The 26136-nt window shown below is 42.7% G+C and carries 24 protein-coding genes; 19 read left to right on the top strand and 5 right to left on the bottom strand.

The genetic code is table 11. From position 1 onward, the window contains the following. The first annotated feature begins 70 nt into the window (after window positions 1-70). The 7 genes from FTT71_RS10530 to FTT71_RS10500 all read left to right on the top strand — a co-directional run bounded on the left by FTT71_RS10530 (window position 71) and on the right by FTT71_RS10500 (window position 5225). On the top strand, window positions 71-736 hold the full coding sequence (locus FTT71_RS10530) for an RluA family pseudouridine synthase (protein WP_180160940.1): 666 nt from the start codon (window positions 71-73) through the stop codon (window positions 734-736). Window positions 737-1017: 281 nt separating this feature from the next. Continuing rightward, window positions 1018-1950 (top strand): DUF5660 family protein, encoded by a 933-nt coding sequence (locus FTT71_RS10525; RefSeq protein WP_180160939.1) that lies wholly within the window; start codon window positions 1018-1020, stop codon window positions 1948-1950. Window positions 1951-2135: 185 nt separating this feature from the next. Continuing rightward, a complete protein-coding gene (locus tag FTT71_RS10520) occupies window positions 2136-2513 on the top strand; it encodes a ribonuclease E inhibitor RraB (protein ID WP_180160938.1) in 378 nt (125 codons plus the stop codon). Between the two features lie 115 nt (window positions 2514-2628). Next, complete coding sequence (locus FTT71_RS10515; protein WP_004972391.1) at window positions 2629-2994, top strand: DUF488 domain-containing protein; 366 nt, start codon at window positions 2629-2631, stop codon at window positions 2992-2994. A 93-nt stretch (window positions 2995-3087) separates the two neighbouring features. Beyond that, on the top strand, window positions 3088-3429 hold the full coding sequence (locus tag FTT71_RS10510; RefSeq protein ID WP_004972388.1) for a zinc ribbon domain-containing protein YjdM: 342 nt from the start codon (window positions 3088-3090) through the stop codon (window positions 3427-3429). Window positions 3430-3669: 240 nt separating this feature from the next. Beyond that, window positions 3670-4011, top strand: a complete 342-nt coding sequence (locus tag FTT71_RS10505; RefSeq protein WP_180160937.1) for a YegP family protein — start codon at window positions 3670-3672, stop codon at window positions 4009-4011. 146 nt (window positions 4012-4157) lie between these two features. After that, window positions 4158-5225 (top strand): DUF1176 domain-containing protein, encoded by a 1068-nt coding sequence (locus FTT71_RS10500; RefSeq protein ID WP_180160936.1) that lies wholly within the window; start codon window positions 4158-4160, stop codon window positions 5223-5225. Window positions 5226-5346: 121 nt separating this feature from the next. On the opposite strand, the gene FTT71_RS10495 is transcribed toward FTT71_RS10500, so the two are convergent. Both FTT71_RS10495 and FTT71_RS10490 read right to left on the bottom strand, forming a co-directional pair. After that, window positions 5347-6282 (bottom strand): tRNA-dihydrouridine synthase, encoded by a 936-nt coding sequence (locus FTT71_RS10495; RefSeq protein WP_180160935.1) that lies wholly within the window; start codon window positions 6280-6282, stop codon window positions 5347-5349. Window positions 6283-6598: 316 nt separating this feature from the next. Next, window positions 6599-7408: an inner membrane protein YpjD gene (locus FTT71_RS10490; protein ID WP_180160934.1), complete on the bottom strand. Its 810-nt coding sequence runs from the start codon at window positions 7406-7408 to the stop codon at window positions 6599-6601. 139 nt (window positions 7409-7547) lie between these two features. On the opposite strand from FTT71_RS10490, the gene ffh reads away from it, so the two are divergent. Further along, window positions 7548-8957 carry a signal recognition particle protein gene (ffh, locus tag FTT71_RS10485; RefSeq protein ID WP_096902093.1) on the top strand — a complete coding sequence of 470 codons (1410 nt, stop codon included), beginning with the start codon at window positions 7548-7550 and terminating at the stop codon, window positions 8955-8957. A 139-nt stretch (window positions 8958-9096) separates the two neighbouring features. Here ffh and FTT71_RS10480 read toward each other — a convergent pair whose 3' ends face one another. Further along, window positions 9097-9837 (bottom strand): type III pantothenate kinase, encoded by a 741-nt coding sequence (locus FTT71_RS10480; protein ID WP_180160933.1) that lies wholly within the window; start codon window positions 9835-9837, stop codon window positions 9097-9099. Then, the gene (locus FTT71_RS10475; RefSeq protein ID WP_180160932.1) at window positions 9834-10601 is read right to left on the bottom strand and encodes a biotin--[acetyl-CoA-carboxylase] ligase; all 768 of its coding nucleotides are present in this window, start codon (window positions 10599-10601) and stop codon (window positions 9834-9836) included. Before FTT71_RS10475 ends, FTT71_RS10480 begins: the two co-directional genes overlap by 4 nt. A 28-nt stretch (window positions 10602-10629) precedes the next feature. On the opposite strand from FTT71_RS10475, the gene FTT71_RS10470 reads away from it, so the two are divergent. From FTT71_RS10470 to ligA, 5 genes are all read left to right on the top strand, one after another. After that, complete coding sequence (locus FTT71_RS10470; RefSeq protein WP_004972366.1) at window positions 10630-11439, top strand: sulfite exporter TauE/SafE family protein; 810 nt, start codon at window positions 10630-10632, stop codon at window positions 11437-11439. A 219-nt stretch (window positions 11440-11658) separates the two neighbouring features. Then, window positions 11659-12354, top strand: a complete 696-nt coding sequence (locus FTT71_RS10465; RefSeq protein WP_004972365.1) for a GntR family transcriptional regulator — start codon at window positions 11659-11661, stop codon at window positions 12352-12354. A gap of 10 nt (window positions 12355-12364) precedes the next feature. Continuing rightward, window positions 12365-15829: a chromosome segregation protein SMC gene (gene smc, locus FTT71_RS10460; protein WP_180160931.1), complete on the top strand. Its 3465-nt coding sequence runs from the start codon at window positions 12365-12367 to the stop codon at window positions 15827-15829. Between the two features lies 1 nt (window position 15830). Next, window positions 15831-16904 (top strand): cell division protein ZipA C-terminal FtsZ-binding domain-containing protein, encoded by a 1074-nt coding sequence (locus tag FTT71_RS10455; RefSeq protein WP_180160930.1) that lies wholly within the window; start codon window positions 15831-15833, stop codon window positions 16902-16904. Between the two features lie 177 nt (window positions 16905-17081). Then, a complete protein-coding gene (ligA, locus tag FTT71_RS10450; protein WP_180160929.1) occupies window positions 17082-19118 on the top strand; it encodes an NAD-dependent DNA ligase LigA in 2037 nt (678 codons plus the stop codon). 87 nt (window positions 19119-19205) lie between these two features. Here the strand turns inward: ligA and FTT71_RS10445 are convergent, their stop codons facing one another. Beyond that, window positions 19206-20267, bottom strand: a complete 1062-nt coding sequence (locus FTT71_RS10445; protein ID WP_180159005.1) for an aldehyde reductase — start codon at window positions 20265-20267, stop codon at window positions 19206-19208. A 324-nt stretch (window positions 20268-20591) separates the two neighbouring features. Here FTT71_RS10445 and bfr point away from each other — a divergent pair, with 324 nt between their 5' ends. The 6 genes from bfr to bioD all read left to right on the top strand — a co-directional run bounded on the left by bfr (window position 20592) and on the right by bioD (window position 25923). Then, a complete protein-coding gene (bfr, locus tag FTT71_RS10440; RefSeq protein ID WP_180159006.1) occupies window positions 20592-21056 on the top strand; it encodes a bacterioferritin in 465 nt (154 codons plus the stop codon). Between the two features lie 129 nt (window positions 21057-21185). Continuing rightward, window positions 21186-21917, top strand: a complete 732-nt coding sequence (locus FTT71_RS10435; RefSeq protein WP_180159007.1) for a hydrolase — start codon at window positions 21186-21188, stop codon at window positions 21915-21917. Window positions 21918-22015: 98 nt separating this feature from the next. After that, on the top strand, window positions 22016-23299 hold the full coding sequence (gene bioA, locus FTT71_RS10430) for an adenosylmethionine--8-amino-7-oxononanoate transaminase (protein ID WP_180159011.1): 1284 nt from the start codon (window positions 22016-22018) through the stop codon (window positions 23297-23299). Then, window positions 23296-24453 carry an 8-amino-7-oxononanoate synthase gene (locus FTT71_RS10425; RefSeq protein ID WP_168418815.1) on the top strand — a complete coding sequence of 386 codons (1158 nt, stop codon included), beginning with the start codon at window positions 23296-23298 and terminating at the stop codon, window positions 24451-24453. The genes bioA and FTT71_RS10425 overlap by 4 nt, the downstream gene beginning before the upstream one ends. A gap of 10 nt (window positions 24454-24463) precedes the next feature. Then, the gene (gene bioC, locus FTT71_RS10420; RefSeq protein WP_180159008.1) at window positions 24464-25270 is read left to right on the top strand and encodes a malonyl-ACP O-methyltransferase BioC; all 807 of its coding nucleotides are present in this window, start codon (window positions 24464-24466) and stop codon (window positions 25268-25270) included. Next, window positions 25267-25923: a dethiobiotin synthase gene (gene bioD, locus FTT71_RS10415; RefSeq protein ID WP_180159009.1), complete on the top strand. Its 657-nt coding sequence runs from the start codon at window positions 25267-25269 to the stop codon at window positions 25921-25923. The genes bioC and bioD overlap by 4 nt, the downstream gene beginning before the upstream one ends. The last annotated feature ends 213 nt before the right edge of the window (window positions 25924-26136 follow it).

The raw sequence follows: 26136 nt of genomic DNA, 5'->3' as shown, positions 1-26136 counted from the left end.
CGCCCGACTGAATTGACAGTTCGGGCTGTGCTTGATATTTTGCCCGCACCGCTTTGTATGCTGTATGTTCATGGCTTTAAACGACAACTTTATTTATGCACCTCCACAAGATCCCTTAGTAATTGTCTATGAAGATGACGATTTATTGGTGATTGATAAGCCCGCAGGTTTATTGTCGGTGCCTGGGCGTTTGCCCGAACATCAGGACAGCGCATATTTAAGAGTACTCGCAGATTATCCTCAGGCAAAAATTGCCCATCGTTTAGACATGGCCACCTCAGGTATTCTCATGTTTGCCAAGCATCGTGATGCAGAAGTCGCATTGAGTAAAATGTTTCAGGCACGAACAGTAGAAAAAAACTACATTGCTTTAATTCAAGGCAAACTTGAAGGTGAGGGCAGTGTCGATGTGCCTTTAATTACTGACTGGGAAAACCGTCCACGCCAAATTGTGCATTTCGATTTAGGCAAGCCTGCGCAAACGCTGTATCAAGCTTTGGAATATTGTGCGGTTGAAGATATTACCCGTGTTTTGCTCACCCCAATCACAGGGCGTTCGCATCAGTTACGAGTACACATGCAATATATTGGACATCCCATTACAGGTGATAAGTTATATCATCCTGAACCGAAAAATAGCACTTTAGGTCGGATGGCGCTGCATGCTAGTTATTTGGCTTTTACGCAACCGTTAAGCCAAATTCCTGTTGCAATTCGGGCACAGCTTCCTTTTTAGAGATTTTTGGATTCAATTTTTCTAACAGGCGCATATTTTTCAATTTTTTTGTGAAAATACTCAAAAATTGGGATAGTCTTCGTGCCGCTAACTCGCTAACGTATCCTTAGAGCTGTCGTTATTCATTTGCCTTGGCATAAATAAAGGATGTGAATAACTCGCTGTTTTAAAACTTTGTGTTTTTGAGTGTGGTGGGCTGTCAAAGCGGGTTAGAAAGCGTCTTTAAAAACTGAAGATGACTTTTTAAAATATGGCAGACCAATGCGGGTGGGAGAAGTTATATGCTGTATATATTGGGTGCAATCATTATTGTTTTGGTGGTGATTATTTTTTGGCAATCTCAGCGCCGCCGTGAGTTGTCTGCCAGCATTCAATCTTTACAAAGCAATTTAGACCGCACTCGCTCCAATTTGGCGTCCGATGAGTTAGAAAGTAATGAATTAGAGCATCAGCTCACCATGCTACGCATCGAAATAGGCAGTTTAAAAGGTCGTTTAGAAACCTTGCAGCACTATCAACATATTTTAGACGTTGAGCAATATGTATTAGAACGTCGTCAACAAGTAGAAATGTTTGTAGAAATGATTAAATCCGAAGCGGAAAATACGCGGGAGCAGTGCAAGCAACAAGTTGAAAAATTCCGAGATTTTTTAGCCGAGCATGAGCAAAAAACCAAAGCCAAAACGCTTAAAACAGCACAAGATCAATTGGGTGCTTTTTATAACTTGGTTGAAGAACGTCAGCAACTCGAACAGATTATGACCGCGCTGTATCATAAAATTGAACATCATACGCCTGCTTTTCAGTTGCCTGCACAGCAGCTATTGGATGATCTGATTGAAGGTTATGGCTATAGTGATGCAGCACAACACCTGCAGCAAGTACGACACAAGATTCAAGATGCGGTTAAAAATCAAGAAGTTGCGCATTGTGCTTTTGTCGATGAGCAACGCCGTCTAGCGGCAGTGACTTTGCTGGCTCAAGCATTTAATAGTAAAGCAGATTTATATTTGGCGCAGCTGACTGAACATAATCTGGCTGAATCGCTTCAAGCTTTGCAGGATGATTCTACTTTGCTGAATCATTATGCGGCTGCATTTGGACACGCAAAAATTCTAGACTCTTACTTAACACTTCGACAAGAAGAATTAAAGTTTGCTGCTTTACTGTTGGCATTTAAACAGGAAAGCATCTTGTCAGATGCCACAAATTAAACTGGCTGCAAATGCTTAAAGCAATTGTAGTGTCATGTAAAAGCAAGCTTCTGGGTAATTCAGACTAAAGTCAGTGTAAAACGAGATGAAAATTGAGTCCTTCGGGCAAATTTGTGCTATGTTGAATTCACTATTTTGTCACTTGCCAGATATATATTGGCTAAAAAGATAACAAGGATATTCGCATGACACGTGACTATGAACAATTCCCTGATGATGATAATGGCAATGTACTTTGGCAAATGCATGAAGATGGGGATGACCTGACAGAGCCACATGAGATTGAGTACTCCATCGCTTTTACCACACAAGAACAAGCTGAAAAATGTGCTTTGTATTTGTTGGCCGAAGAACAAAAAATTTCATTATTCCAAGATGAAGAATCTGACGCAGTTGAATGGATCATTACCATTTATGTTTACATGGAACCAGAGTATTCAGACATTATCGATTTAGAGCAATGGTTCAGCAAAATTGCTGAAGAACATGGCGGTGAATACGATGGCTGGGGCTGTATGGCTTACGTCTACGATGATGAAGACGAAGACGATTACAAAGATTAAATCGGGTATCTGAAAAGCATGTGTTGATCACATGCTTTTTTATTTGTGATACATAATCTGCTGCCTAAAACTTTGGCGCTGATGACGTCATCATAAAAGATGCAGAGGTGCAAATATGGATATTGCAATGAAACGCGCTTATCTTGAAGCGACTCAGGCAGATGGAACACGGGTGCTGGTTGATCGCTTATGGCCGCGTGGTGTGAGTAAAGAACGCGCTCGTATTGACTTATGGCCCAAAGAAATTACGCCTTCGACTGGGCTGCGTAAATGGTATCATCAAAACCCTGAACAACATTGGGATGAGTTTCAGCAGCGTTATATAGCTGAATTAGCAGAGCAAGAAGAGGCTTTACAGGCGTTGTGTGAACTGGCACAGCAGCAAAAAATCACTCTGGTCACAGCAGCTAAAGATGAGCAGCACAATCATGTAGTGGTATTAAAACGCGTGATGCTGCAACGCTTAGCACAGTCCAATTAAAGAGTTTTATTTGATTATCCTTGTGCTTTATAAGGATTTTAAGTTTATGAAAATTCAGTAAAAAATGCTATAATATAGTTTTTGAGGTTTTTTATGTCTTTGCCAAATTGCCCAAAATGCCAATCAGAATACACTTACCAAGATGGCGACCTACTGATTTGTCCTGAATGCTCACATGAGTGGAAAGAAGGGGAACAGCTAGAAGAAACTGCTGCTGTGATTAAAGATGCAAACGGCAACGTGTTGGCAGATGGCGACACGGTGACTGTGATTAAAGACCTGAAGATTAAAGGTTCTTCGGCTGCTGTAAAAGTGGGAACGAAAGTGAAAAATATTCGCTTAATTCCAGATGCAGCAGATGGTCATGACATTGATTGTAAGATTGATGGCATGGGGGCTATGAAATTAAAATCTGAATATGTGAAAAAAGCTTAAGTTTAAGCAGATTTCAACAGCGCAGGCGACTTGAGTTGCCTGCGCTTTTTTATGGAGTTTATAAAAGTATTTTAGTATTCAAATTGAGCAACAATAACTTTAAGAGTGTACAAAATTAATACTGTTTTCTTGTGCCTAAGTCCTTTATATTTTAAGTGAAAAGAATAATTTTTAGGCAGTTTAAAGCCTAGCATCATTCAACAACACACTTCACCACTCATAAGAAAACTGGGGGCAAGTATGTCAGGAAGGTTTGAGATTTCACAAGCAAGCAATGGTCAGTACCGCTTTGTACTTAAAGCTGGGAATGGCGAAATTATCTTAACCAGTGAACAGTATAAGGCGAAAGCATCGGCAAAAAATGGCATCGCTTCGGTACAAAAGAACAGTCAGGATGATGGGCGTTATGATCGACTGACATCTAAGAATGATAAGCCGTATTTTAATTTAAAAGCTGCCAACCATCAGATTATTGGTACGAGTCAGCTCTATACTTCTGAACAATCACGTGACAAAGGAATTGAGTCAGTGAAAACCAATGGCGCAAGCACCACGGTCAAGGATTTAACACAGGAATCGTAATTTTTTACATTAAATCTTGATGTTCAATTGCATTAGAAAAGCATGCTCTGGCGTGCTTTTTTATTGAGCTGAGTAGGCAAGGTGCTAAATTTAGCTTTGATTGAGCCGTTGAATTATAGATGACCATTTCAGGAGTTACGAAGATTATGAATTTCAGATGCAATCTAAAAATATTGCTGGCGATCAGTGGTTTATTCGGTAGTGTTGGTATTTTTGCAGCACCGATCACTGCTGAAAAAACGATTGCTTCAAGCCAGTCGACTGCTTTGCAAGGACTGTATTTTCAGCATCAAGATTGGGAGTTGGCCTGTGATAATACAGGAACCTGCCGTGCCGCAGGCTACCAAAGCGATGATGATTTTGAACAACCGATCAGTATGTTATTGACCCGTCAAGCAGGTGCAAAGAGTGCTGTACAAGGGCAATTGCAAATTCAAGAAGATATTGCTCAAGCGACTTTATTTTTAAATGGACGCACTTTGCAACAATTAAACTTTCATGAAAGTATCGCCAATTTATCTGCTGCCAGTGTGCAAAAGCTGTTGGCGCAGGCGCGTCAGCATGTCGTGATCGAGTTAAAACATGGTCAACAACGCTGGAAATTGTCTGATGCAGGCATGAGTGCAGTGTTGCTAAAAATGGATGAATTTCAAAAACGTGTGGGTACAGACTCCGCAATATTGGCAAAAGGCAATCAAGCATCCACGCAGGTCTTAAAAGCGCAAGCGATGCCTAAAATTAACATTCTCATGCAGCCTCAACACCGAACCGCCAAAGCACAGGTGCTTACCGCGGCCAGTGCAGAAAAGTTATATCCAATTTTACAAAAAACCGTAGATCGTGAAGATTGTTATATGTTGTTTGAACCTGAACAAGCAGAACAGCAAGTTCATACTTATCCATTAAATCAGGACAGCGTGTTGGTTGAGGCAAGTTGTTGGCGAGGGGCTTATAATTGGGGTGTGGCTTATTGGGTTATGGATAAGAAATTGCAAAAGATACAGCAATTTGTAACTGATTCTGCTTCAGAATTTAGCAACGGACAGATTTTTGCTTATCAAAAAGGGCGTGGAATTGGCGATTGTTTCAGTCAAATTGAATGGGCGTGGAATGGTCAGCAGTTTGTCAAAAGCTATCAATTTGATGCAGGACAATGCAAAGGCTTTGCAGGCAGTGCATGGGAAATGCCAAGCTTTGTCAGCAAGGTTGAATAAATGACATTCACTAGGGTCTGTTGACATTTCATAAATGGCTTGTGCTGTAGGCTAAAACTGAGCAGACCCTAATAAAAGCTGAAATTTTTTAGATAAATCTGGAGCTCGCTGGATGCACTGTTTAAGTCGTGTGCGCGACTAATTTTTCAATGATTTCATCCAGCTTTTTCAGACGCTTGATTTCATCCCACAAAGCTTTGGCTTCGGGATAATGTTTCGACATCATGCCGAGCCATTGTTTATAACGTCCCAGCATCCCAATTTCTGTTTTGGTAGGGCCGTGAATAAAGCGAATTTGTAGTTGCAGCAAATCTTGCCAACTCAGCAAAGGCAGGTCTGAATTTTGACGAATACATTGGGTCAAGTCTGGGGTGGTGACCGCACCACGACCAATCATCAAATCTTCACAGCCCGATTCTAACTGGCATTGTTTGGCATCGGTATTGTTCCAAATTTCACCATTGGCGATGACGTTAATCTTCAAGGCTTCACGAATAGGACGTAGCTGATCCCAAAATGCGGGAGGCGTATAGCCATCGGCTTTGGTACGTGCATGTACTGTAACCCATGCTGCGCCTGCATCTTCAATGGCGTGCGCATTTTCTAGCATGAAGTTCCGATCCATATAGCCTAGACGCATTTTGGCGGAAACTGGAATATGAGCAGGAACGGCATCGCGAACCGCTTTAACCAGTTCATATACTACTTCGGGTTCATCGAGTAAAACTGAACCGCCACGATGCCGATTGACTGTTTTGGCAGGGCAGCCAAAGTTCATATCAATTGCAGGTGCACCCATAGCCGCAACTTTGGCTGCATTGGCGGCTAACATTTCAGGATTATTCCCCAAAAACTGAACATGCACAGGCGTACCTGCCGCAGTTTTGCCATTGGTGAGTAGTTCTGGGCAATAGGTGTGGTAGATATGGTCTGGCAAAATGCTGTCTGTGACCCGAATAAACTCTGTTACACACCAGTCAAAACTGCCTACAGACGTGATTACATCACGCATGATGGGGTCGGTTAAGCCTTCCATGGGTGCAAGAATCAGTTTCACAAGATGCTGCCAGTTCAAACAAAAGTGGAGTTATACGTTTTTTTCTGTGGGTTGTCTAGGAAAAGGGTTTTGAATTGAAGTGGTTGTAGCTAAGGTTCTGGTATTTAAGCTGTTTTATTTGACACAGTGATCTGTATCTCAAGTTTTATCTAGTCCATGCAGTTGATGTGCATCCTAGACTAGATCTTTTAATTGAGTTCTTACATCGTTAGAAATCATTTAAATGATTGGCTTAATTTAAACAGCCCATTCCCCCTCGACTATGCTATTAAATAATTGATCATCCTACACTTTGAATGAGCAAAATAAAAACACCTTACTTACTCAAAATCATTTCCAACACAAATTTAGAACCAATAAAACCGAGCGCCAATAAAAAGAAGCCAATAATGGTAAAGCGAATCGCTTTTTGTCCACGCCAGCCAAACTTATAACGCCCAAGTAACAACGACCCATAGACAAACCAAGAAATAATACTAAAGGCAGTTTTATGTGCTAAATGCTGTGCAAAGAAATGTTCTACCGTAAAGAAACCAAAACCTAGTGCGACTGTGAGTAAGGCAAAACCTGCAATCAACATATCAAACAGCAAAGATTCCATATCTTGCAAAGACGGCAGCAAATTTACCCAAACCCGACGTTTTTGTTTGTTTTTCAGTTCGCGGTTTTGAAACCACATGAGCACGGCATGAATGGTCGCCATCAACAATACGGCATAAGCAGACAGCGATAAAATAATATGAATATCTAAACCAATCGAATTTTTATGAATAAATAAATTGTGCTGACTGAATGAAAAACCTGCAATTAAACCCACTGCTGCTACAGGAATACCAATCAAATTTAGCGCAATTACAGGTCGGTAACTGCTGAACAGCAAGCTCAATAACAACATTAAACCCGCAGTAAATGACATTAGGTTAAACACGTTGTAGTTGACACCCATCGGCGTCCACATATCGTTATACAACACGGCAGCATGCAGCAATAAGCCCAAACTGAGCAGAGAACGAATAAACCAGTGATTTGGCGCACGTTTAGACATTAAATGTGAAAATAAATACCAAAAAGAACTGGTATAAGCGATTAATGCTAAAATCGTATAAACCAAGGGGAGACTGATCATGTCAAACCTTTTTCAGGATGATGAATATTCATTTATATAAATTCGATGCGAACTACAGTATCCTATAGCATCTTGTGCATAAATTTTCTATTTTAAAGAAACATTTTTTTGCTAATGGCTATTTTAAGCGGAATTTGCAATGTTTGATACCTTAACAGAACGACTCACGCAGAGTTTAAGAAATGTTACTGGCTCAGGGCAGCTAACCGAAGACAATATTAAAGATACGTTACGTGAAGTACGTATGGCACTTCTTGAAGCCGATGTGGCGTTACCTGTAACTCGTGAATTCATCGCGAAAGTTAAGGAAGAGGCATTGGGTCAGGAAGTGATGACTCAGTTATCCCCTGGTCAGGCGTTCGTCAAAATTGTCTATGACGAACTCACAAAAATGATGGGCGAGGCCAATGAAAGCCTTGACCTTGCTGCCAAGCCACCGGTTGTGGTGTTATTGGCAGGTTTGCAGGGTGCGGGTAAAACCACCACTGCAGCAAAATTGGCACGTTTCTTACAAGAACGTCAAAAGAAAAAAGTGGCGATGGTGTCTGCCGACGTTTACCGTCCTGCGGCAATTAAACAGCTACAAACGGTTGCAGGCGAAGTTGGCGCAATTTTCTTTGACTCAAATGCCAATGAAAACCCTGTCGATATTGCCAACCGTGCCATCGAACAGGCAAAAATTCAGTTTGCTGATGTGTTAATTGTCGATACTGCAGGTCGTTTGCACGTCGATGATGACATGATGGATGAAATCAAGGCATTACATTCAGCGATTAAACCGACTGAAACCTTGTTCGTGGTTGATGCCATGACGGGTCAGGATGCGGCAAATACAGCCAAAGCCTTTAATGATGCCTTGCCATTAACAGGTGTAATCCTTACTAAAACTGATGGTGATGCGCGCGGTGGTGCAGCACTTTCAGTTCGTGCGATTACGGGTAAACCAATTAAATTCTTGGGGATGGGTGAAAAACTCGATGCCCTAGAGCCATTCCACCCAGAACGTGTTGCACAACGTATTTTGGGCATGGGTGACGTGCTGTCTTTGGTCGAAGAAGTTGAACGTAAAATCGACAAAGAAAAAGCCGAAAAAATGGCGAAAAAACTGCAAAAAGGCGGCAGCTTCAACTTTGAAGATATGCTGATGCAGTTTGAACAAATGAATAAAATGGGCGGCATGATGGGCTTCTTAGACAAGTTACCTGGCATGAGCAACTCAGGTATTCAAGATGCAATTGCGCAAGCCAATCCTGAAAAGCAAGTGAAAAAGATGGAAGCGATTATCCAGTCGATGACCATCAAAGAGCGTCGTAACCCAGACCTGATGAATCCAAGCCGTAAAAAACGTATTGCTGCGGGTTGTGGTATGGATGTGTCGGAAGTGAATAAGTTGATCAAGCAACATGCACAAATGGCAAAAATGATGAAAAAATTTGCCAATCCATCGGGCATGGCAAAAATGATGCGTTCACTGGGCGGTTTACAAAAGCAATTTAGTGGCGGCGGTATGGGCCCATTGTTTGGTGGCAACGACCCAACTAAGAAATAATTGTTTTTAAAGCATCTTAGAATCTAAGTGTTAAAAAAGCAGGCGCATAAAAATGCGCCTGCTTTTTTTTGTTTTTTTATTTGCAGATGACAGCTACACCGAAAGACTGATCAGCGTAGATGGACGCAATGTTTGGTTTTTAGTGCACTCCATGCGTTGCATACTGAATATAACGCTGCAAACCTTTGAGCAATAAATCTTGCTCGACTTGCGGTTGATATTGCTGCAAGAATTTGGCAAACAGCGGTGCATCGCCACCCGTTAAAATCAGTTTACGTGGTGACTGTCGAATTACATGCTCAATGGTGCTGAGCAAGCCGAGTAAAATACCATGATGAACAGCATCAATGGTGCTGCGTCCTGGGGTGAGTTCATCAAATGCAGCATCGGGAATTTTAATGCCTTTGGTGTTTTGAATCAGTGCATCACGTTGCAAATATAAGTTCGGTAAAATATAGCCGCCTAAATGCGTCAGTCCATCCGCCAAATCAATAGTCAGCGCCGTACCACAACTAATGACACAATAATTTTCTTGTGGGTCATTTGCCACGGCAAGCACTTGCAGCCAGCGATCTATCCCCAGTTGTTGAATATCATATTCACAATGCAAACCTGCATAATCTGCATGCACTTTGGCATAAATCACAGGCACATTCAGGGTTTTTAAAATCAAGTGAATGCGTTGATTATTCTTCTGATCTTGTACCGATGACACGCCTACTTTATGCACATTCAGACTTTTAAAGTGTTGAATCAAACCCAGCAACAAATCGGCAGGAGATTGCAAATGCAATTCTGCTTCATGTTCGATGATGCGGTCTTGTTCTGTGACCCAATATTTCAGGCGGGTGTTACCAATATCTAGCCATAAATTTTTCATGAAGATGACTCGGCATGATCGATAGGGCGTAAACGTCCCTGATAAAAAACTTCAAGCCCTTGTGCCGTTTCAATTTGCACTGCGCCATCATCCTGAATGCCTAAAAAAGTACCCTGACAAGTACCTTTAAAATGTTCAAATTCAACTTGTTGTTGCATAAATGCGGCATGATGATTGAAGCGAGATGCCAAATTATAGCAATCGTGATTAAACCAGTCGCAGGCTTGTTGAATGGCAAGATAAAGCTCTGCGATCAGGCGCACACGATCAATAGATACCAAACCCAGTTCGGTTAAAGATGTGGTTTTTTGATCAATAACTGCTGAGCTGACAGGTGCAAGATTAAGCCCAACCCCAACAATGACTTGCTGTGCAGAAATTGGCTCAATTAAGATGCCGCCCCATTTGCCTTGCGGGCTGTATAAGTCATTTGGCCATTTTACTTGTAGATTCAGCGCCTGTAGACTCGGCATTTGCAAGATATTTAACGCAATTTCTAAAGCCAAACGCCCATTTACAGGTGTTCGTAAATTTAGCAATGTGCTTAAATAGATGTTCCCTTCGGGTGATACCCATTGCCGTTGACGTTGTCCTCGACCATGCGTTTGTCTGGTACTGCATACCAAGACACTCTGCACACCTTTTTGTGCAATTTCCCGTACATCATCATTGGTGGAAGTGGTAATCGGCTTCAGGATGAGTACTTCTGGAAGCCGTCCTGCTTCTGTGAGTTGTTGTTGCAGTTGTCGGGTTTCTACATCCATACGAATTTACAAATAGTGGAATATATTTATGGAGTTAATCATATATTTATTGATTGGTGCAATTGCTGGATTTGCAGCAGGGCTGTTTGGCGTGGGCGGCGGCTTAATTATTGTGCCAATTTTATATATTGTGTTCACTCAACTCAATTATGACCCATCGGTGTTAATGCACATGGCGGTGGGGACATCATTGGCAACCATTATTGTAACTTCGATCAGCTCAGTTACGGCACACCATAAAAAAGGTGCGGTGATGTGGCCTGTATTTCGTAATCTTGCGCCTGGTTTAATTGTGGGTGCATTTGTTGGTGCAGGTATTGCCGATTTCCTTTCGGGGCAAGGCTTACAATTATTAATTGGCGGTTTTGCACTGTGGGTGGCTTTTAAGATGTTTAGAGGCGCAAATATTGCGGTTGATCCTTCACATCATTTGCCTTCAACTGCAAAGCAAGTCATGGCGGGCGGTGGGATTGGCATTGCCTCTGCAATTTTTGGGATTGGCGGTGGCAGTTTAACAGTGCCGTACTTAAACCGTTACGGCGTGGTCATGCAAAAAGCGGTAGCAACCTCAGCCGCTTGTGGTTTGCCAATTGCGGTGGCGGGCGCATTAGGCTTTATGTGGTTTGGTAAGCAAGCCGAAGTTGCAGTACCCAATACCATTGGTTATATCCACATTTATGCATTTATAGGCATTAGTGTGATGAGCTTTATTACTGCCAAAGTTGGTGCGAAAGTGGCACATTTGTTATCGCCAGCGATGTTGAAAAAATGTTTTGCCTGCTTGCTGACCACCGTTGGCTGTTATTTTGTATATCAGGGTATGCGAGTATTTTTCTAAGTTGAGTCGCTATTTTCTTTGTTTTAAGCCATGTAAAATTGGCTCTAGCGCCATGAAATTGTCGGACAATGTCATGGCGTTGTGATCTGTTTCGCAGTAAAAAGAAAGATGCTTGTATCGGAGCTATGCTTGCAGTCGAAGGATGATCCTGAGATGTCTTAAATGAGAGTAGCTCCGAATTTTCATCACTGCATCTTATAAAAACAAGATAGGAACAGTATGCAACAACAAGAATCAGAAAGTTTATCGGAACAAATTGCCCGACACATCGCAGAACAGATTATTAGCGGTGATTTGGTTGAAGGTGAGCGTATTCAGGAATTGCGCATCGCCAAAGAACTGGACGTGAGTCGTGGTTCGGTACGTGAAGCGCTGTTGTTATTGCAACGTACTCATCTGATTGAAATTTTTCCACGTCGTGGTGCAATTGTGTCGGAAATGTCGGCACAGCAAGTCCGAGCTTTGTTTGACAGCAGCAGTTTGTTATTGGGTTATATTGTGCAGCGTATTGCGGACACGTGGCGAATGCATGAAGCCGAAGCCTTACAACAACTTTTGCTGCAACTGGCAGAGCAATGTCGCTTGGGCAATACTGAAAAGTTTTATGATTTAATTTTTCAATATCTGGCACGGCAGCCTGATATGGTGGGAAATTTATATTTAATGAAGTTCTATCAAGAGTTATTGCCATCGTTAAGACGCAGTTACTTTTTGACCTTAAATACTTCGCGTCGGGAGTTACAAGAATCTTTTGAATTATTTAAACTGGTGAGTGATGCAATTTTAAGCAGAAAATCACAACAAGCCACTTTATTTATGGAAGATTTTTGCCGACACTTGCGCAACTTGGTGTTGGAATCTCTGACCCGTATGAAACAGATCGAGCTTGCATGGGCAAGACGTTCACGCCGTTAATTGGGACATTATGCGTTTAAGCAGTTTAAAACTTTCTGGCTTCAAATCTTTTGCCGACAGTACGACCTTACATTTTAAAGCCAACCGTACCGCTGTGGTGGGGCCGAATGGTTGTGGTAAATCCAATGTGATTGACGCCATTCGTTGGGTGATGGGCGAATCTAGTGCGCGCCAGTTGCGTGGCGGCAGTATGCAGGATGTAATTTTCACAGGAACTGCCAAACGCAAACCTGTAGGTGTAGCCAGTGTTGAACTGCGTTTTGACAATACCTATGGCAAATTGGGCGGTGCTTATAACGCCTATAATGAACTGTCGGTACGTCGGCAGGTCAACCGTGATGGTAAGTCTGAATATTTTTTAAATGGAACCAAGTGTCGTCGTCGTGACATCACCGATATTTTTCTGGGTACAGGTTTAGGCCCGCGTTCTTATGCAATTATTGAACAGGGCATGATTAATCGTTTGGTTGATGCTAAACCTGAAGAAATGCGGGTGTTTATTGAAGAAGCGGCAGGCGTGTCACGTTATCAGGCGCGTCGTCGTGAAACCATGCTGCATTTGGATCACACCACGCAGAACTTGGCGCGTTTGGAAGATATTGCTTCAGAACTAAAATCGCAATTAAAAACCTTAAAACGTCAGTCAGAAACAGCAATTCAATACAAAGCGCTTGAGAGCGAAATTCGCACCATTAAAGTCGAAGTGTTGTCTTTTCAGTGTGAACAAAGTGCACGTTTACAGCAAGAATATACCCTGAGTATGAATGAGTTAGGGGAAAGTTTTAAATTGGTGCGCTCTGAGCTGACCACTTTGGAACATGACTTAACTGCGACCAGTGAGTTGTTTCAGCGTTTGATTCAGCAATCGACACCGCTACAGCAAGAATGGCAACAGGCAGAAAAGAAACTGGCTGAACTGAAAATGACTTTGGAACAAAAACAAAGTTTGTTTCAGCAAAATACCGCGACTTTATCGCAGCTTGAACAACAAAAAGCACAAACCAAAGAGCGTTTGCAGTTGATTGAATTGCAGCTAGAGAGTTTGGTCGATCAGCAAGAAAACCAACAGGAAAATCTACAGCAGCAAGATCATTTGGCGCAGCAGCAGAGCCAGCAATTTCAGGATTTAAAAGCACAGCAACAAACCCAAGCTGCACAATATGCCCAAGTCAAAGCGCAAGTAGAACAGCAACAACAAAAGCATGTGCACATGCAGGCGCAAAGTGAGCAGTTAGCCAAAAATATCAGCCGTATTGAACAGCAAAAACAAACCCTGACACAGCAGTTTGCACAAATTCAGCCGCAAGATCAGCAAGAGGGAATGCAACAACTGCAAGACGAAAAGACCCGCTTGCAGGCTGAAATGCTAACACTAGAACAGAATATTCAAGACAGCACTCAGCAACTCGCCACGTTGCAGACCAACTATAATGAGCACAAAGCACAGTGTGCGACCTTAAAATCTGAGATTCAGATTTTGCAGTCAGAACAGAAAAACCTCAATCAATTGCTCATTAAGCAAAGTCCAAAAGCCCAAACCGATGTGGTGCAGTTGATGCAAGTATTACAACTTGCAGATGTGGCGAAACCACATGCCAATTTAATTGAAAAGTTCTTGGCTAAATGGTTATCTGCGCAGGTGGTAGAAGCAGATATTGAATTTCAGGACAGCCGCGCACGTCAGCTAAAAATTCATTTGGCTGTAGATTCAAAAACATCAAAAATACAGATTTCGGGGTGTGAGTCGCTCAGTGACTGGATTGCTTCACCGCAAAGTAGCTTGTGGCAAAGTGTCGCAATTACAGAAAGTTTATCGCAGGCTTTGGCATTGCAAGTGCAATTACAAGCAGGGCAGTCTATCCTTAGTTTAGATGGTTATCATGTGGGAGCAGACTGGGTAATCGGGCTGTTTTATGATGAAGCGGCACAGGCAGGGCAAGGGGCATTAAGCCATCGGATTCGCTTGGATGAAATTGAACAGGCGTTGGCGTTGCAACTGCCACAATATGAGCAAGCAGAACAGCAACTGCCTGAATTGCAGCAACAGGTAAAACAGTTGCAGCAGCAATTGCAGCAACAACAGCAACAGCTCAAACAGCAACAGCAAGCCTTGCAAACGCTAGATGTGCAAATGGCGAAAGCCGAAAGTGCGGCACAGGCTTTTGCAGTACAGCAACAGCAATTACAGCATCAATTGGCACAATTAGATGAGCAGCTTGAAGAAGATGCCATGCAAAAAGATGATCTGGAAATTGATTTGCATGCTTTGGCTTTTAAACTTGAGCAAGCCTTACCGCAGTATAAAATCTTGCAATTTCAGGTCGAGCAGCTGAATGAGCAGCTGGATAGTTCACAGCAACAGTTTCAGCAGCAGCAACAAGAAGTGGATCTGTTACGTCGTCAAGCGGTACAAACTCAGCAGCAAATTGAACTGTTAGAAAAAGATGCCACTTTCTTAAAAGCACAATATCAACAAATTGTGGCGCAAATGGAACAAGCCAAAAAGTTTGTCGATCCTGTTCAGTTGGAATTGCCTGACTTGGAAACTCAGTTTTCAGAGCAGCAGCAGCAGACTGAAAAGCTGCAAAAAACTTGGCAGGAATGGCAAGTGGAATTGAACAGTGTGCAGTCCAAACAGCAGCAACTGACCGAGCAACGGCAGCAGCAACAGCAGCAAGATGAACAATTACGTGCCAAACTCGAAGAAAAGCGCTTGGCATGGCAATCGGCAAAGTCGGACTATCAGCATTATTCTGAACAGTTAAAAGATTTAAACAGCGAGATCATCACAGGTTTGCAGATTGATGTCGCTGCGCATCAACAAAAACTGGCGAAAGCGCAGCAACAGTTTGATAAATTGGGTGCGGTCAATTTGGCGGCTTCGGAAGAATATGAAGAAGTATCTGCCCGTTTTGCAGAATTAAGCCATCAAATTGAAGACTTGGAAAATACCGTTTCGCAGTTACAGGCGGCAATGAAAAGTATTGATCAGGAAACTCGTAAACTGTTTATGAATACTTTTGATCAGGTGAATACCGAATTGCAGGAGTTGTTTCCTAAAGTCTTTAATGGCGGTGAAGCGAGTCTGAGCTTGGAAGATGACTGGCAATCTGGGGTGAAATTGATGGCGCGTCCACCAGGTAAGCGCAACAGTTCTTTGGCCTTACTTTCAGGGGGTGAAAAAGCACTGACAGCTTTGGCTTTGGTTTTTGCAATCTTCCGTTTAAACCCAGCGCCATTTTGCGTACTCGATGAAGTTGATGCACCGTTAGATGATGCTAACGTGGGGCGCTTTTGTAATTTAGTAAAAGAACTTTCTGAACAAGTGCAATTCATTTACATTACACATAATAAACTTGCTATGACGATGGCAACCGACCTCTTAGGTGTTACCATGCCTGAACCGGGAACCTCAAAATTAGTAACCGTAAATTTAGAAGAAGCCGCAGAATACGGCCTAGTCGCGGAGGCATAATATGGAAATCACCACAATCGTTGGAATTGTCATCGCTATTGTGATCATGGCGTTTGGTTTAAAAATGATTCTGAAAAAACCAGCAGATTCAGCGCCGTCATTGGACTCTGAATTGCAGTTTAATGCAGATAGTCAAAAACCAATTATTCCACGGCATGTACGTGATCAATTGCAGAGCGACGCCACTCCAGTTCGGGTAGAACCGACTTTGACTGCAGATGCCGTTCATGAACCCCCAGTTTCTGCCAAGACTGAACCACAGGCATTTTCTGATGATACTGCAGATAAAAGTACTGAAGCGACTCAATCTACGGCAAATCTACAGACCGATGTGTCAGCTCAAGATGCCTCTGAAACGACTGCTCAGGTAACGACTGAAACAGCGCCAGTAACTGCCGATGTCGCTGAGCCAAGCACTGCAACAGTATCGACCACATCTAACACGACCGAATATTCATTGTCAGATGAAATTCAACAGGTATTCGCAGAAACTGAGCCAAACACCAGTGAACAGGCCAAAACATCAAATGAATACAGCCTGAATCAACACATTGAAACTGCGGAAATTTCAGAATTTAACGAAGAAAGCAGCATTTTAGATTCGCACTTGCATGAACAAAAAATCATGGATGAAGAAAGTGCTTTGGCCACAGCGGAATCTTTTATTGCGCTGAATGTATTCCCAGAGCGTCGCATACTTTCGGGTGATAAGGCCTTAAAAGTATTGATGAAATACGGTTTGCGTTTTGGTGAAATGTCATGTTTCCATCGTTATAACGAAGATGGCACTAAGCTATTATTCTCTGTGCTACAAATTAATGATGAAGGCGCAGATGGCTTTGATTTAGAAACGCTATCGACTGAACAGGTTAAAGGTTTGGCATTTTTCCTCGCTTTACCGCATAGCGATGTGCAAAATGCTTTTGACACCATGGTTAGTATTTCGGGACTGATTGCGCGTGAAATTGATGGTACGGTCTATGACCAAAACCATTTGGAATTTACCCCACAATTACGTGAGCACTGGCGTCATCAAGCGATTGATTATCGTGCGGGTCAGGCAAGTCATAGCTAACATGCTGCATTTGTGCGCAATGTAAGCATAATTGCGTAGAGTATTATTGATCAAAGTGATCTGAGATAAATTGCAACTTGTGGTAGGCATTTTTATAATGCTGTCAGCAAAATGGTAGCCTCGGCTACATAGAAACAGAAGGGCGGAACAAGACCGCCCTTTTTTATGGTGGAAAATATGTCTGTAGATTTAACTGTCGTGACGCAAATGCGTCAATTGATTCAACTGCTTGCCAAGCACAATCATGCCTATTATGTGATGGATCAACCGACAATTGCAGACAGCGAATATGATCAGCTTTTCCATCAACTCAAAGCGTTAGAGCAACAGCATCCAGATTTAGTACAACCCGATACACCGACCAATAAAGTCGGTGGCACCCCTTTGGCGAAGTTCACTACGGTTAGGCATGCCGTACCCATGTTGTCTTTAGGCAATGTGTTTAATCAGGAAGAATTATTTGCTTTTGCAAGACGTGTCGAAGAGCGTTTGCCTAATCAAAATATTGAATACGATGTCGAACTTAAATTTGATGGATTGGCGATTTCACTTTGGTATGAGCACGGTGTTTTAGTGCGTGGTGTGACCCGTGGTGATGGGGAAACTGGGGAAGATATTACCCACAACGTCAAAACCATCCGCAATTTACCTAAAGTCTTGACTGCAACAGAAGCTGCCATTCCTGAACTTTTGGAAGTGCGCGGTGAAGTGTTGATGCCAAAACTTGGTTTTGAAAAACTCAATGCGGCCAATATAGCTAAAGGTGAAAAAACCTTTGCTAATCCACGTAATGCAGCAGCAGGAAGTTTGCGTCAGTTAGATCCAAAGATAGCGGCATCACGTCCTTTGGCATTCTATGCTTATGGCATTGCGCAATGTGTGCCACCTCATGGACAAAGTACCATGTCCGACAGTTTGGCATGGTTGGAGCAGTTTGGCTTTGAAATTGGTGAACGTCATTTTGTCTGTAAGAGCATTCAAGAGGTTCAGGCGGTCTATGAGCAAATTAACCTTGAGCGTCCGAATTTAAGCGTTGAAATTGATGGCATGGTGGTTAAGGTCAATGATTTGAAGCAGCAACAGCAATTGGGTTTTTTAAGTCGTGAGCCGCGCTGGGCGACTGCCTATAAATTCCCTGCAGTAACAGCTTTAACCACCATTGAGAATATTGATTGGCAAGTGGGGCGCACAGGTACGCTGACCCCTGTGGCACGTTTAAACCCCGTTTCCGTAGGTGGTGTGACGGTATCCAATGTTACTTTGCATAATATTGGTGAAATTCACCGTTTGGATGTCCGTTTAGGCGATACGGTCAGTGTTTACCGTAGTGGAGATGTGATTCCCAAAGTGGAAAAAGTTTGGCCTGAATTTCGCCTTGCCGATGCTCAAGAAGTGCATTTACCTAAACAATGCCCTGTGTGTGATTCACCTGTGGTGATGCCTGAGGGTGAGGCACTGGCACGTTGCTCGGGTGGTTTGTATTGTGCCGCACAACGTATTGAGGCGATTCGTCATTTTGTCTCACGTAAAGCCATGGATATTGAAGGTTTGGGCGATCGTTGGGTCGAGTCCTTGCTGCACCTGAACTTACTGCAAAATGTGGCGGATATTTATCATTTGCATGAACACCGTGATGCCTTGCTCAGCATTGAAAAAATGGGTGAAAAGTCAGTTCAGAACCTGATTGACTCGATTGAAAATAGTAAAAAAACCACATTGGCAGCGTTTATATATGCTTTGGGGATTCGGGGTGTGGGTGAAACCACAGCACGCATGCTTGCCAATACTTTCCAGACTTTAGAGGCTTTACGTAAAGCTGACCTAGAAGCATTAAAGAAAACTCCAGATGTGGGAGACATTACCGCAGAATGGATTTTAGACTTTTTCCAAGCACCGCATAATTTAGAAGTATTGGACCGATTATTGGCAGCAGGCATTCATTGGGATGCTCCGATAGCACCAACACGCCAGCCGTTAAATGGTGAGAGCTGGGTGATTACGGGTACTTTAAGCCAAATGGGACGCGATGAAGCAACCCAATTATTGCAAGCGTTGGGTGCACGGGTCAGCGGCAGTGTGTCGGGCAAAACCAAATGTGTTGTGGCTGGTGAGAAAGCTGGCTCAAAGCTAGAAAAAGCCGAGAAGTTGGGTGTGCAAGTGATGAATGAAGCTGAGTTTATTCAGCTCATGCGGGAATATGGTGTACTTGAATAAGCATCAACTATGCACATTTTATCCGCTTTAAGAACAAAGGCACTTCCATGATGAAGTGCCTTTGTTTTATATAGAGAAGTTGACGATTTAGCGTTTTTTGACAATCCCGTCATCAATCAATTGCTGAAAGTGCTCTACCAAACTGGTTTCAATATTGCGGTAGCGCATGTTTAATTCACGCTGACTTTTTTCCGCATGAAAATAAATCGGGTAGCCCATATTCAGTTCCACAAATTTACGGGAAAAACCAAGTAAAGGGCCAAAGGCTTTAAAGACAAATTTAGGCAACTGATTACGTGGGAACGGATATTTACGGCCAAAATGCAGTGCTAAAATTTTGCCCATTTCCAGTAAGCTGAATGTACCACCACTAATAATATAGCGACCTTGCGCTGCAGGGTTAAAAGCGGCTTGAATGTGGGCATCGGCAACATCACGTACATCTACAATACCATTCCACATGGCTGGCACACCTGCTAGCGTTAAGCCATTGGCAAATTGCAAGAGAACCTCCACGCTGCCCGATTGCGTGTTTTTGGTTAAGGATGGCCCGAGCACCAAAGCAGGGTTAATACAGACCAAATCCCAGCGTTGCTGTGCTTGTACCATTTCCCAAGCTTTACGTTCTGCTGCTACTTTTGAATAAGGATAAGGCTGATGTTCAGGACTACTGGTCGTATTCCAATGGCTTTCATCAAAACGGTTGTGTGCAGTCTTTAAAATATCAATCGCATCACCATAGGTTGCGGCAATACTAGAGGTGACCACCACACGCTTTACCGATGCAGTACGGTTAACACTGTTTAAAACATTTTCGGTGCCAATCACCGCAGGTTCAATAATGTCTTTTACTGCGTCTTTATAATTGGTGACCACAAAGGGTGAAGCCATGTGCAGCACAATTTCACAGCCCTGCATGGCGGCATCAAACGCACCATCTTCAAGTAAGTTGGCCTGAAATAATTGCAAGCTGCCAGTGCTGTTGGCTGCAATATCGGTCAGGTGCTGAAAACTGTGGGTTTTGTTGAGGTCACGGACTGTGGCATGCACTTGATGACCTTGCTCCAATAAGTTTTTAATCACCCAACTGGCAATATAGCCTGTTGCGCCTGTGACTAAAATGGGTGCAGAGGGATTTAGATTTGTCATTATTTTACGTAAGTGATGGAACTTGTGGCTATGATAATGCAGCTGGGTTTTAAAATCCGCTTTTCGGGTATTTTTCACAATACCCGAACGTCAAAATGAGTTTTCATTCTGTATTTACAAAATGATGCAAAATCATTGTGTTGTCATTTTTATTGCACCGTTTTTCCAAGCGTTTGTTTTATATATGGGAATTTTTAAACTAAATTGCAAATGCGTATGTTTCTCATTTTAATTTTATAAAAATCATAGGTTTACAATAATTAACTTTTGCAATTTAAACCGAATATGTCCATAATGACTAGATCAAGAAAGGGAGTGAAGAAAATGCGTGGCAATCCAGAAGTCGTAGACTATCTAAATATGTTGATCGGTGGCGAACTGGCTGCTCGCGATCAATACCTGATTCATTCGCGTATGTATGAAGATTGGGGCTTAAGCAAAATTTTTGAGCGCATTGACCATGAAATGCAGGAAGAAGCGCAACATGCAGATGCCTTGATTCGCCGTGTGTTATTCCTTGAAGGCACACCGAATATGCAACGTGATGATGTTGATGTGGGCGAAGATGTGGTGTCTTGCTTAAAAGCCGATTTAAAATTGGAATACGAAGTGCGTGAAAAATTGGCGCAAGGCGTAAAATTGTGTGAAGAAAAAGGTGACTATGTCAGCCGTGATATGTTGCGTCAGCAAATGACCGACACCGAAGAAGACCACACTTATTGGTTAGAAAAACAATTGCGTTTAATTGAGCTGATTGGTTTGCAAAACTACATTCAATCGCAAATGTAATGTAAACAAATACCCAAAAGCCCGATCTATTCAGATCGGGTTTTTTATCTGTGTTTTAAATTGAACAAGCTATGTTGGCTGAACAGATTGGGTATACTGAAGCTATTTTTGAATTTGAGAGCAAGCAGCGTGCAACAACAAATTTTATTGATTACGGGCTGGGGCGGTGGCACCGCTTTATTGAACCCATTGCAGCAAGCCTTGATTACACAAGGTTTTCGGGTTGAACTGATCAATATTTTTAACGCTGCCGATGCACAAGTGTTACAGCAACAGGTGGAATTGGCACGCCAGTTTGATGTGATTATGGGCTGGTCACTTGGTGGTCAATTGGCAACACTACTGGTCGATGCGATTGCCCACCAATATGCAGAATATAAAACCTTAATCACGATTGCGTCTAATCCGTGTTTTGTGGCACACGCAGGGTGGGATACCGCTATGTCTTCTGCTACTTTTGCCCAGTTTAAACAATCTTTTGAACAAGACCCAATTCTGACGTTAAAGCGATTTGGTTTTATGGTGTGTCAGGGTGTCAGCAGCAGTAAAACCGACTTACTGCAATTGCAAAGTTTGGTGCAGGCACAGCCTCAATCTTTACTCAAGCACGGTTTGGCTTTACTGGAAAACCTAAACTTGGTAAATAAACTACAGCAGTATGTAGGTCAGCAGTATCATCTTTTTGCTGAGCAAGATGTTTTAGTTGATTGCAAAGTTGCCACTAAACTTCAAAATTTAGCTGCAAAGTTTTTAAGTGTAGATGTTTTATCAGGCTCGCATGGGCTGCCATTGTTCCATGCGGATGAGCTGACTAGCAAAATCTGCCAATATTTACAGAAAAATCCGTCAACTCAGGGATAACTGACAAATCTCGCAATTTATTTTGCAGGCAGACAGGTTTAAGATTTACGACAGCTTAGTTTTGTAATTTCAAGGATGAGGACAGGATGACAGAACAGATGGATTTGGCTTTTGATCGTGAACATCTTTGGCATCCTTATACCTCTATGACTCAGCCGCTGCCGACTTTCAAAGTAAAGCGGGCATTTGGCAGCACCATTGAACTTGAAGATGGTCGTCAATTGATTGATGGTATGTCATCGTGGTGGTGCGCGATTCATGGTTATAATCATCCTGAACTGAATCGTGCTGTCACAGAACAACTCGACAACATGGCACATATCATGTTTGGTGGTTTAACTCACAGCCCAGCCATTGAACTTGGGCGTTTGTTACTGCAAATCACGCCACCAAGTTTAGATAAAATTTTTTATGCAGATTCAGGTTCAGTTGCGGTAGAAGTCGCCTTGAAAATGGCCGTGCAATATTGGACTGCACAAGGCAAGCCTGAAAAAACCAACTTTATTACCACTCGTTCTGGCTATCATGGCGATACATGGAATGCCATGTCAGTCTGTGACCCTGTCACAGGGATGCATCAGGTTTTTGGCTCAAGTCTGGCACAGCGTTATTTTGTTTCCGCACCGCAAGTCGCATTTGATCAAAAGTGGAATCCTGACGATATTGCAGAGCTGGCGCAAAGTTTGGCAGACCAGCATCACAATATTGCTGCCATGATTATTGAGCCAATTGTGCAAGGTGCAGGCGGTATGCGCTTTTATCATCCCGAATATTTGCGTCAGGCTAAATTGCTCTGCGAACAATATAATGTTCTGCTAATTTTTGATGAAATTGCTACAGGGTTTGGACGTACAGGCAAGCTCTTTGCCTGGGAACATGCACAGGTCGAACCCGATATTATGTGCATAGGCAAAGGACTGACAGGCGGTTATATGACTTTGTCTGCAACCTTGGCCACAAAACAGGTGGCAGAAACGATTTCGCAAGGTGAAGCAGGTGTGTTTATGCACGGCCCGACCTTTATGGGCAATCCATTGGCCTGTGCGGTTGCGCTAAAAAGCACTCAATTATTATTGTCACAAGACTGGCAAGCCAATATTCAACGTATTCAGCAGCAACTTGAACAGCATTTAACGCCATTAGCGAATTTGGCATGGGTGCAGGATGTGCGGGTGCTCGGTGCTATTGGTGTCGTGGAGTTGAAACATGCGGTAGATATGCAACGTCTACAACAACAATTCGTGCAACGTGGTATTTGGGTACGTCCATTTGGAAAATTGGTATATGTGATGCCACCGTATGTGATTACAGCACAAGAGTTGGATACCTTGTTGCAGCAGCTGGTAGCCGTAGTGTGTGAAATGCAGGAAGCAGACGCATGAATTTACTTGACCACTACGCAGAACAGCTCGATCAACTTCGTCAGCAAGGTAATTTTCGTCAATTTCGCAGTAATCAGCAACACGGCAAAATGATTGAAATTCAGCAACAACACATGCTGAACTTATCTTCCAATGATTATTTGGGTTTGGCCTCTGACTTGCGCTTGCGTGAACAGTTTTTTGATGAAACGCCAAATACTGAACGCTTGATGAGTGCATCTTCATCACGTTTGTTAACAGGAAATTTCCCTGCCTATGAACAGCTTGAAGCCGAGCTGAGTCAATTATTTCATGGACGTGCCGCCTTGCTGTTTAACAGCGGTTATCACATGAATATTGGTATCTTACCCGCCTTAGCAGATGCAAAAACGCTCATTTTGGCCGATAAACTGGTACATGCCAGCATGATTGATGGGATTCGCTTGTCATCTGCCAAATATTTGCGTTATCGCCATAATGATTTGGCACATTTGCAGCAATTGCTCAGCCAATATCATGCCGATGATAATTATGAACGCATTATTGTGGTGACCGAATCCATTTTTAGTATGGATGGCGATGAAACTGATTTAGCTGCTTTAGTGGCGCTTAAACAGCAATTTGCCAAAGTCATGTTATATGTAGATGAAGCACACGCCATTGGCGTACGTGGCGTGCAAGGTTTAGGTTGTGCTGAACAATATGGCGTGATTGATGCAATTGATTTTCTGGTCGGGACTTTTGGTAAAGCCGTTGCTTCGATTGGGGGATATTTGATTTGTGATCCGATTATCCGTGATTACTTAATTAATCGGATGCGTCCACTAATTTTCAGTACCGCACAACCACCTGTTTGTATGGCATGGACACAATTCATGCTCAAGCACATTGTGCAAATGCAGGCACAGCGTCAGCATTTGGCTGCCTTGAGCCAATATATGCAGCAGGGGATTCGTGCACAAGGCTTTGCGTGTCCATCTAGCTCACAAATTGTTCCTGTGATTATCGGCGACTCCAGTGCAACCGTAACTAAAGCTCAACAATTACAGGCCGCAGGTTTTTATGTGATGCCTGTGCGCCCACCCACCGTACCGCAAGGCAGTTCACGTTTGCGCATTTGTTTAAATACGCAATTTGAAACAACAGACTTAGCGCCGTTGCTGAGCATGCTTTGAGTATCTTGGCATGAGTATAGATAAAGCACAGGTCGCACAGCGTTTTGCCCGGGCACATGCAAGTTATAAATCGCATGCGGTGGTACAGCAGCAAATTTGTCAGCATTTAATCACTAAAATGCAGCAATGTTTTGTGCAGCACTCAAGTCATACACAGCCGTGCACAGCACTATCGCATGTACTTGAAATCGGTTGTGGTTCAGGCAATTTGACTGACTTGTTGTTAAGCAAGTTTGATATTCAGCAGCTGACTTTAAATGACTTATATACTGAAGTTTTACAGCCTTATCTGCACTTGCCGCATACAACAACACACATTCACGGTTTAATTGGCGATATTGAACAGTTGGCTTTTCCTGAGTCGTTGGATTTAATTTGTTCCAGTTCAGCCCTGCAATGGGTTGAAGACCTAGCTGCTTTACTACACAAGGCCCATCAAGCGTTAATACCACATGGATATTTGTGCTTTTCGACATTTGGCCCTCAAAACTTGATGGAAATGAAGCAACTAACAGGGCAGGGCTTAGACTATTTCAGTGCAGCTGAGTTTCAACAACTGCTGCAACAGCAAGGCTTTGAAGTGCTACATTGTTCAGAGCAATTACAGCAACTGAATTTTCAGCATCCCAAACAAGTTTTACAGCATTTAAAAGCCACAGGGGTGACAGGCACCGCGCAAGGTCAGCGTTGGAGCAAAGCCAGTTTAATGCATTTTTATCAGGGCTATGAACAGTTTAGTCAGCAGCATAGCTCACAGCAAAAAAGTTATACGCTCACGTATCATCCTATTTATTGTCTTGCACGGAGAATGCCATGACAGCTCAAGTTTACTTTGTGAGTGGTATTGATACAGGGATTGGCAAAACCTATGCCACAGGTTATTTGGCCAAGACTATGAATGAACAGAGTATTCAGACCATTACCCAAAAACTGATTCAAACGGGCAATCAAGACGTTTCAGAAGATATTGAGCAGCATCGTAAAATTATGGGCAGCGAATGGTTGCCTGAAGATGATGACAAGCTCACTATGCCTGAAATTTTTAGTTATCCTGCTTCACCGCATTTGGCTACACAAATTGATGGTCGTGAAATTGACTTTGCTAAAATTGAGGCTGCGACTGCGCAACTGGCGGCAAAGTATGATGCGGTATTATTAGAAGGTGCAGGTGGTTTAATGGTGCCGTTAACTACAGATTTACTCACCATCGATTATATTGAGCAAAAAAAATATCCTGTTATTTTGGTGAGTTCTGGGCGTTTGGGTAGTATCAACCACACTTTGCTCAGTTTGGAAGCTTTAAAAACACGTGGTTTGAACTTGTATGCACTGGCTTATAACTTAAATGATGAATTGCAAGACCCTTTAATTTCGCAGGATACTGCCAAGTATTTAAAAAATTATTTGGCTCATAGCTTCCCGAATGCACAGTGGATTGAAATTCCTGTATTAGCAGCTGCTGAATCTTGATTTGAAACGCTTTAAATAGCAGTCGGAATGTAATGATCCAAAATGCAAAAAAGCCACTGTGAAAGTGGCTTTTTTGTTGTGTATTATGTCCCGTCCTGAAATAAGTTTACACCTTAAGAGACTTATTTTATGGAACATGCACGAGAACAACGAGTTAAGCGCACACAACGTGATTATAGCTTCGCCTTTAAAATGATGGTGGTACATGAAGTA

It is taken from the genome of Acinetobacter sp. YH01004 (assembly GCF_013420455.1).
Classification (GTDB): Bacteria; Pseudomonadota; Gammaproteobacteria; order Pseudomonadales; family Moraxellaceae; genus Acinetobacter; species Acinetobacter towneri.
The sequence above is the reverse complement of the archived record's forward strand: the minus strand, read 5'-3'. Positions and strand labels throughout refer to the sequence as shown.

Coding starts and splice junctions, on each gene's coding strand:
- FTT71_RS10455 (WP_180160930.1), top strand. CDS start 15,831: ATGGAAATCACCACAATCGTTGGAATTGTCATCGCTATTGTGATCATG.
- FTT71_RS10500 (WP_180160936.1), top strand. CDS start 4,158: ATGAATTTCAGATGCAATCTAAAAATATTGCTGGCGATCAGTGGTTTA.
- FTT71_RS10530 (WP_180160940.1), top strand. CDS start 71: ATGGCTTTAAACGACAACTTTATTTATGCACCTCCACAAGATCCCTTA.
- FTT71_RS10445 (WP_180159005.1), bottom strand. CDS start 20,267: ATGACAAATCTAAATCCCTCTGCACCCATTTTAGTCACAGGCGCAACA.
- FTT71_RS10465 (WP_004972365.1), top strand. CDS start 11,659: ATGCAACAACAAGAATCAGAAAGTTTATCGGAACAAATTGCCCGACAC.
- FTT71_RS10510 (WP_004972388.1), top strand. CDS start 3,088: ATGTCTTTGCCAAATTGCCCAAAATGCCAATCAGAATACACTTACCAA.
- FTT71_RS10480 (WP_180160933.1), bottom strand. CDS start 9,837: ATGAAAAATTTATGGCTAGATATTGGTAACACCCGCCTGAAATATTGG.
- FTT71_RS10470 (WP_004972366.1), top strand. CDS start 10,630: ATGGAGTTAATCATATATTTATTGATTGGTGCAATTGCTGGATTTGCA.
- bioA (WP_180159011.1), top strand. CDS start 22,016: ATGGATTTGGCTTTTGATCGTGAACATCTTTGGCATCCTTATACCTCT.
- ffh (WP_096902093.1), top strand. CDS start 7,548: ATGTTTGATACCTTAACAGAACGACTCACGCAGAGTTTAAGAAATGTT.
- FTT71_RS10520 (WP_180160938.1), top strand. CDS start 2,136: ATGACACGTGACTATGAACAATTCCCTGATGATGATAATGGCAATGTA.
- bioC (WP_180159008.1), top strand. CDS start 24,464: ATGAGTATAGATAAAGCACAGGTCGCACAGCGTTTTGCCCGGGCACAT.
- smc (WP_180160931.1), top strand. CDS start 12,365: ATGCGTTTAAGCAGTTTAAAACTTTCTGGCTTCAAATCTTTTGCCGAC.
- ligA (WP_180160929.1), top strand. CDS start 17,082: ATGTCTGTAGATTTAACTGTCGTGACGCAAATGCGTCAATTGATTCAA.
- FTT71_RS10475 (WP_180160932.1), bottom strand. CDS start 10,601: ATGGATGTAGAAACCCGACAACTGCAACAACAACTCACAGAAGCAGGA.
- FTT71_RS10425 (WP_168418815.1), top strand. CDS start 23,296: ATGAATTTACTTGACCACTACGCAGAACAGCTCGATCAACTTCGTCAG.
- FTT71_RS10525 (WP_180160939.1), top strand. CDS start 1,018: ATGCTGTATATATTGGGTGCAATCATTATTGTTTTGGTGGTGATTATT.
- bfr (WP_180159006.1), top strand. CDS start 20,592: ATGCGTGGCAATCCAGAAGTCGTAGACTATCTAAATATGTTGATCGGT.
- bioD (WP_180159009.1), top strand. CDS start 25,267: ATGACAGCTCAAGTTTACTTTGTGAGTGGTATTGATACAGGGATTGGC.
- FTT71_RS10490 (WP_180160934.1), bottom strand. CDS start 7,408: ATGATCAGTCTCCCCTTGGTTTATACGATTTTAGCATTAATCGCTTAT.
- FTT71_RS10505 (WP_180160937.1), top strand. CDS start 3,670: ATGTCAGGAAGGTTTGAGATTTCACAAGCAAGCAATGGTCAGTACCGC.
- FTT71_RS10515 (WP_004972391.1), top strand. CDS start 2,629: ATGGATATTGCAATGAAACGCGCTTATCTTGAAGCGACTCAGGCAGAT.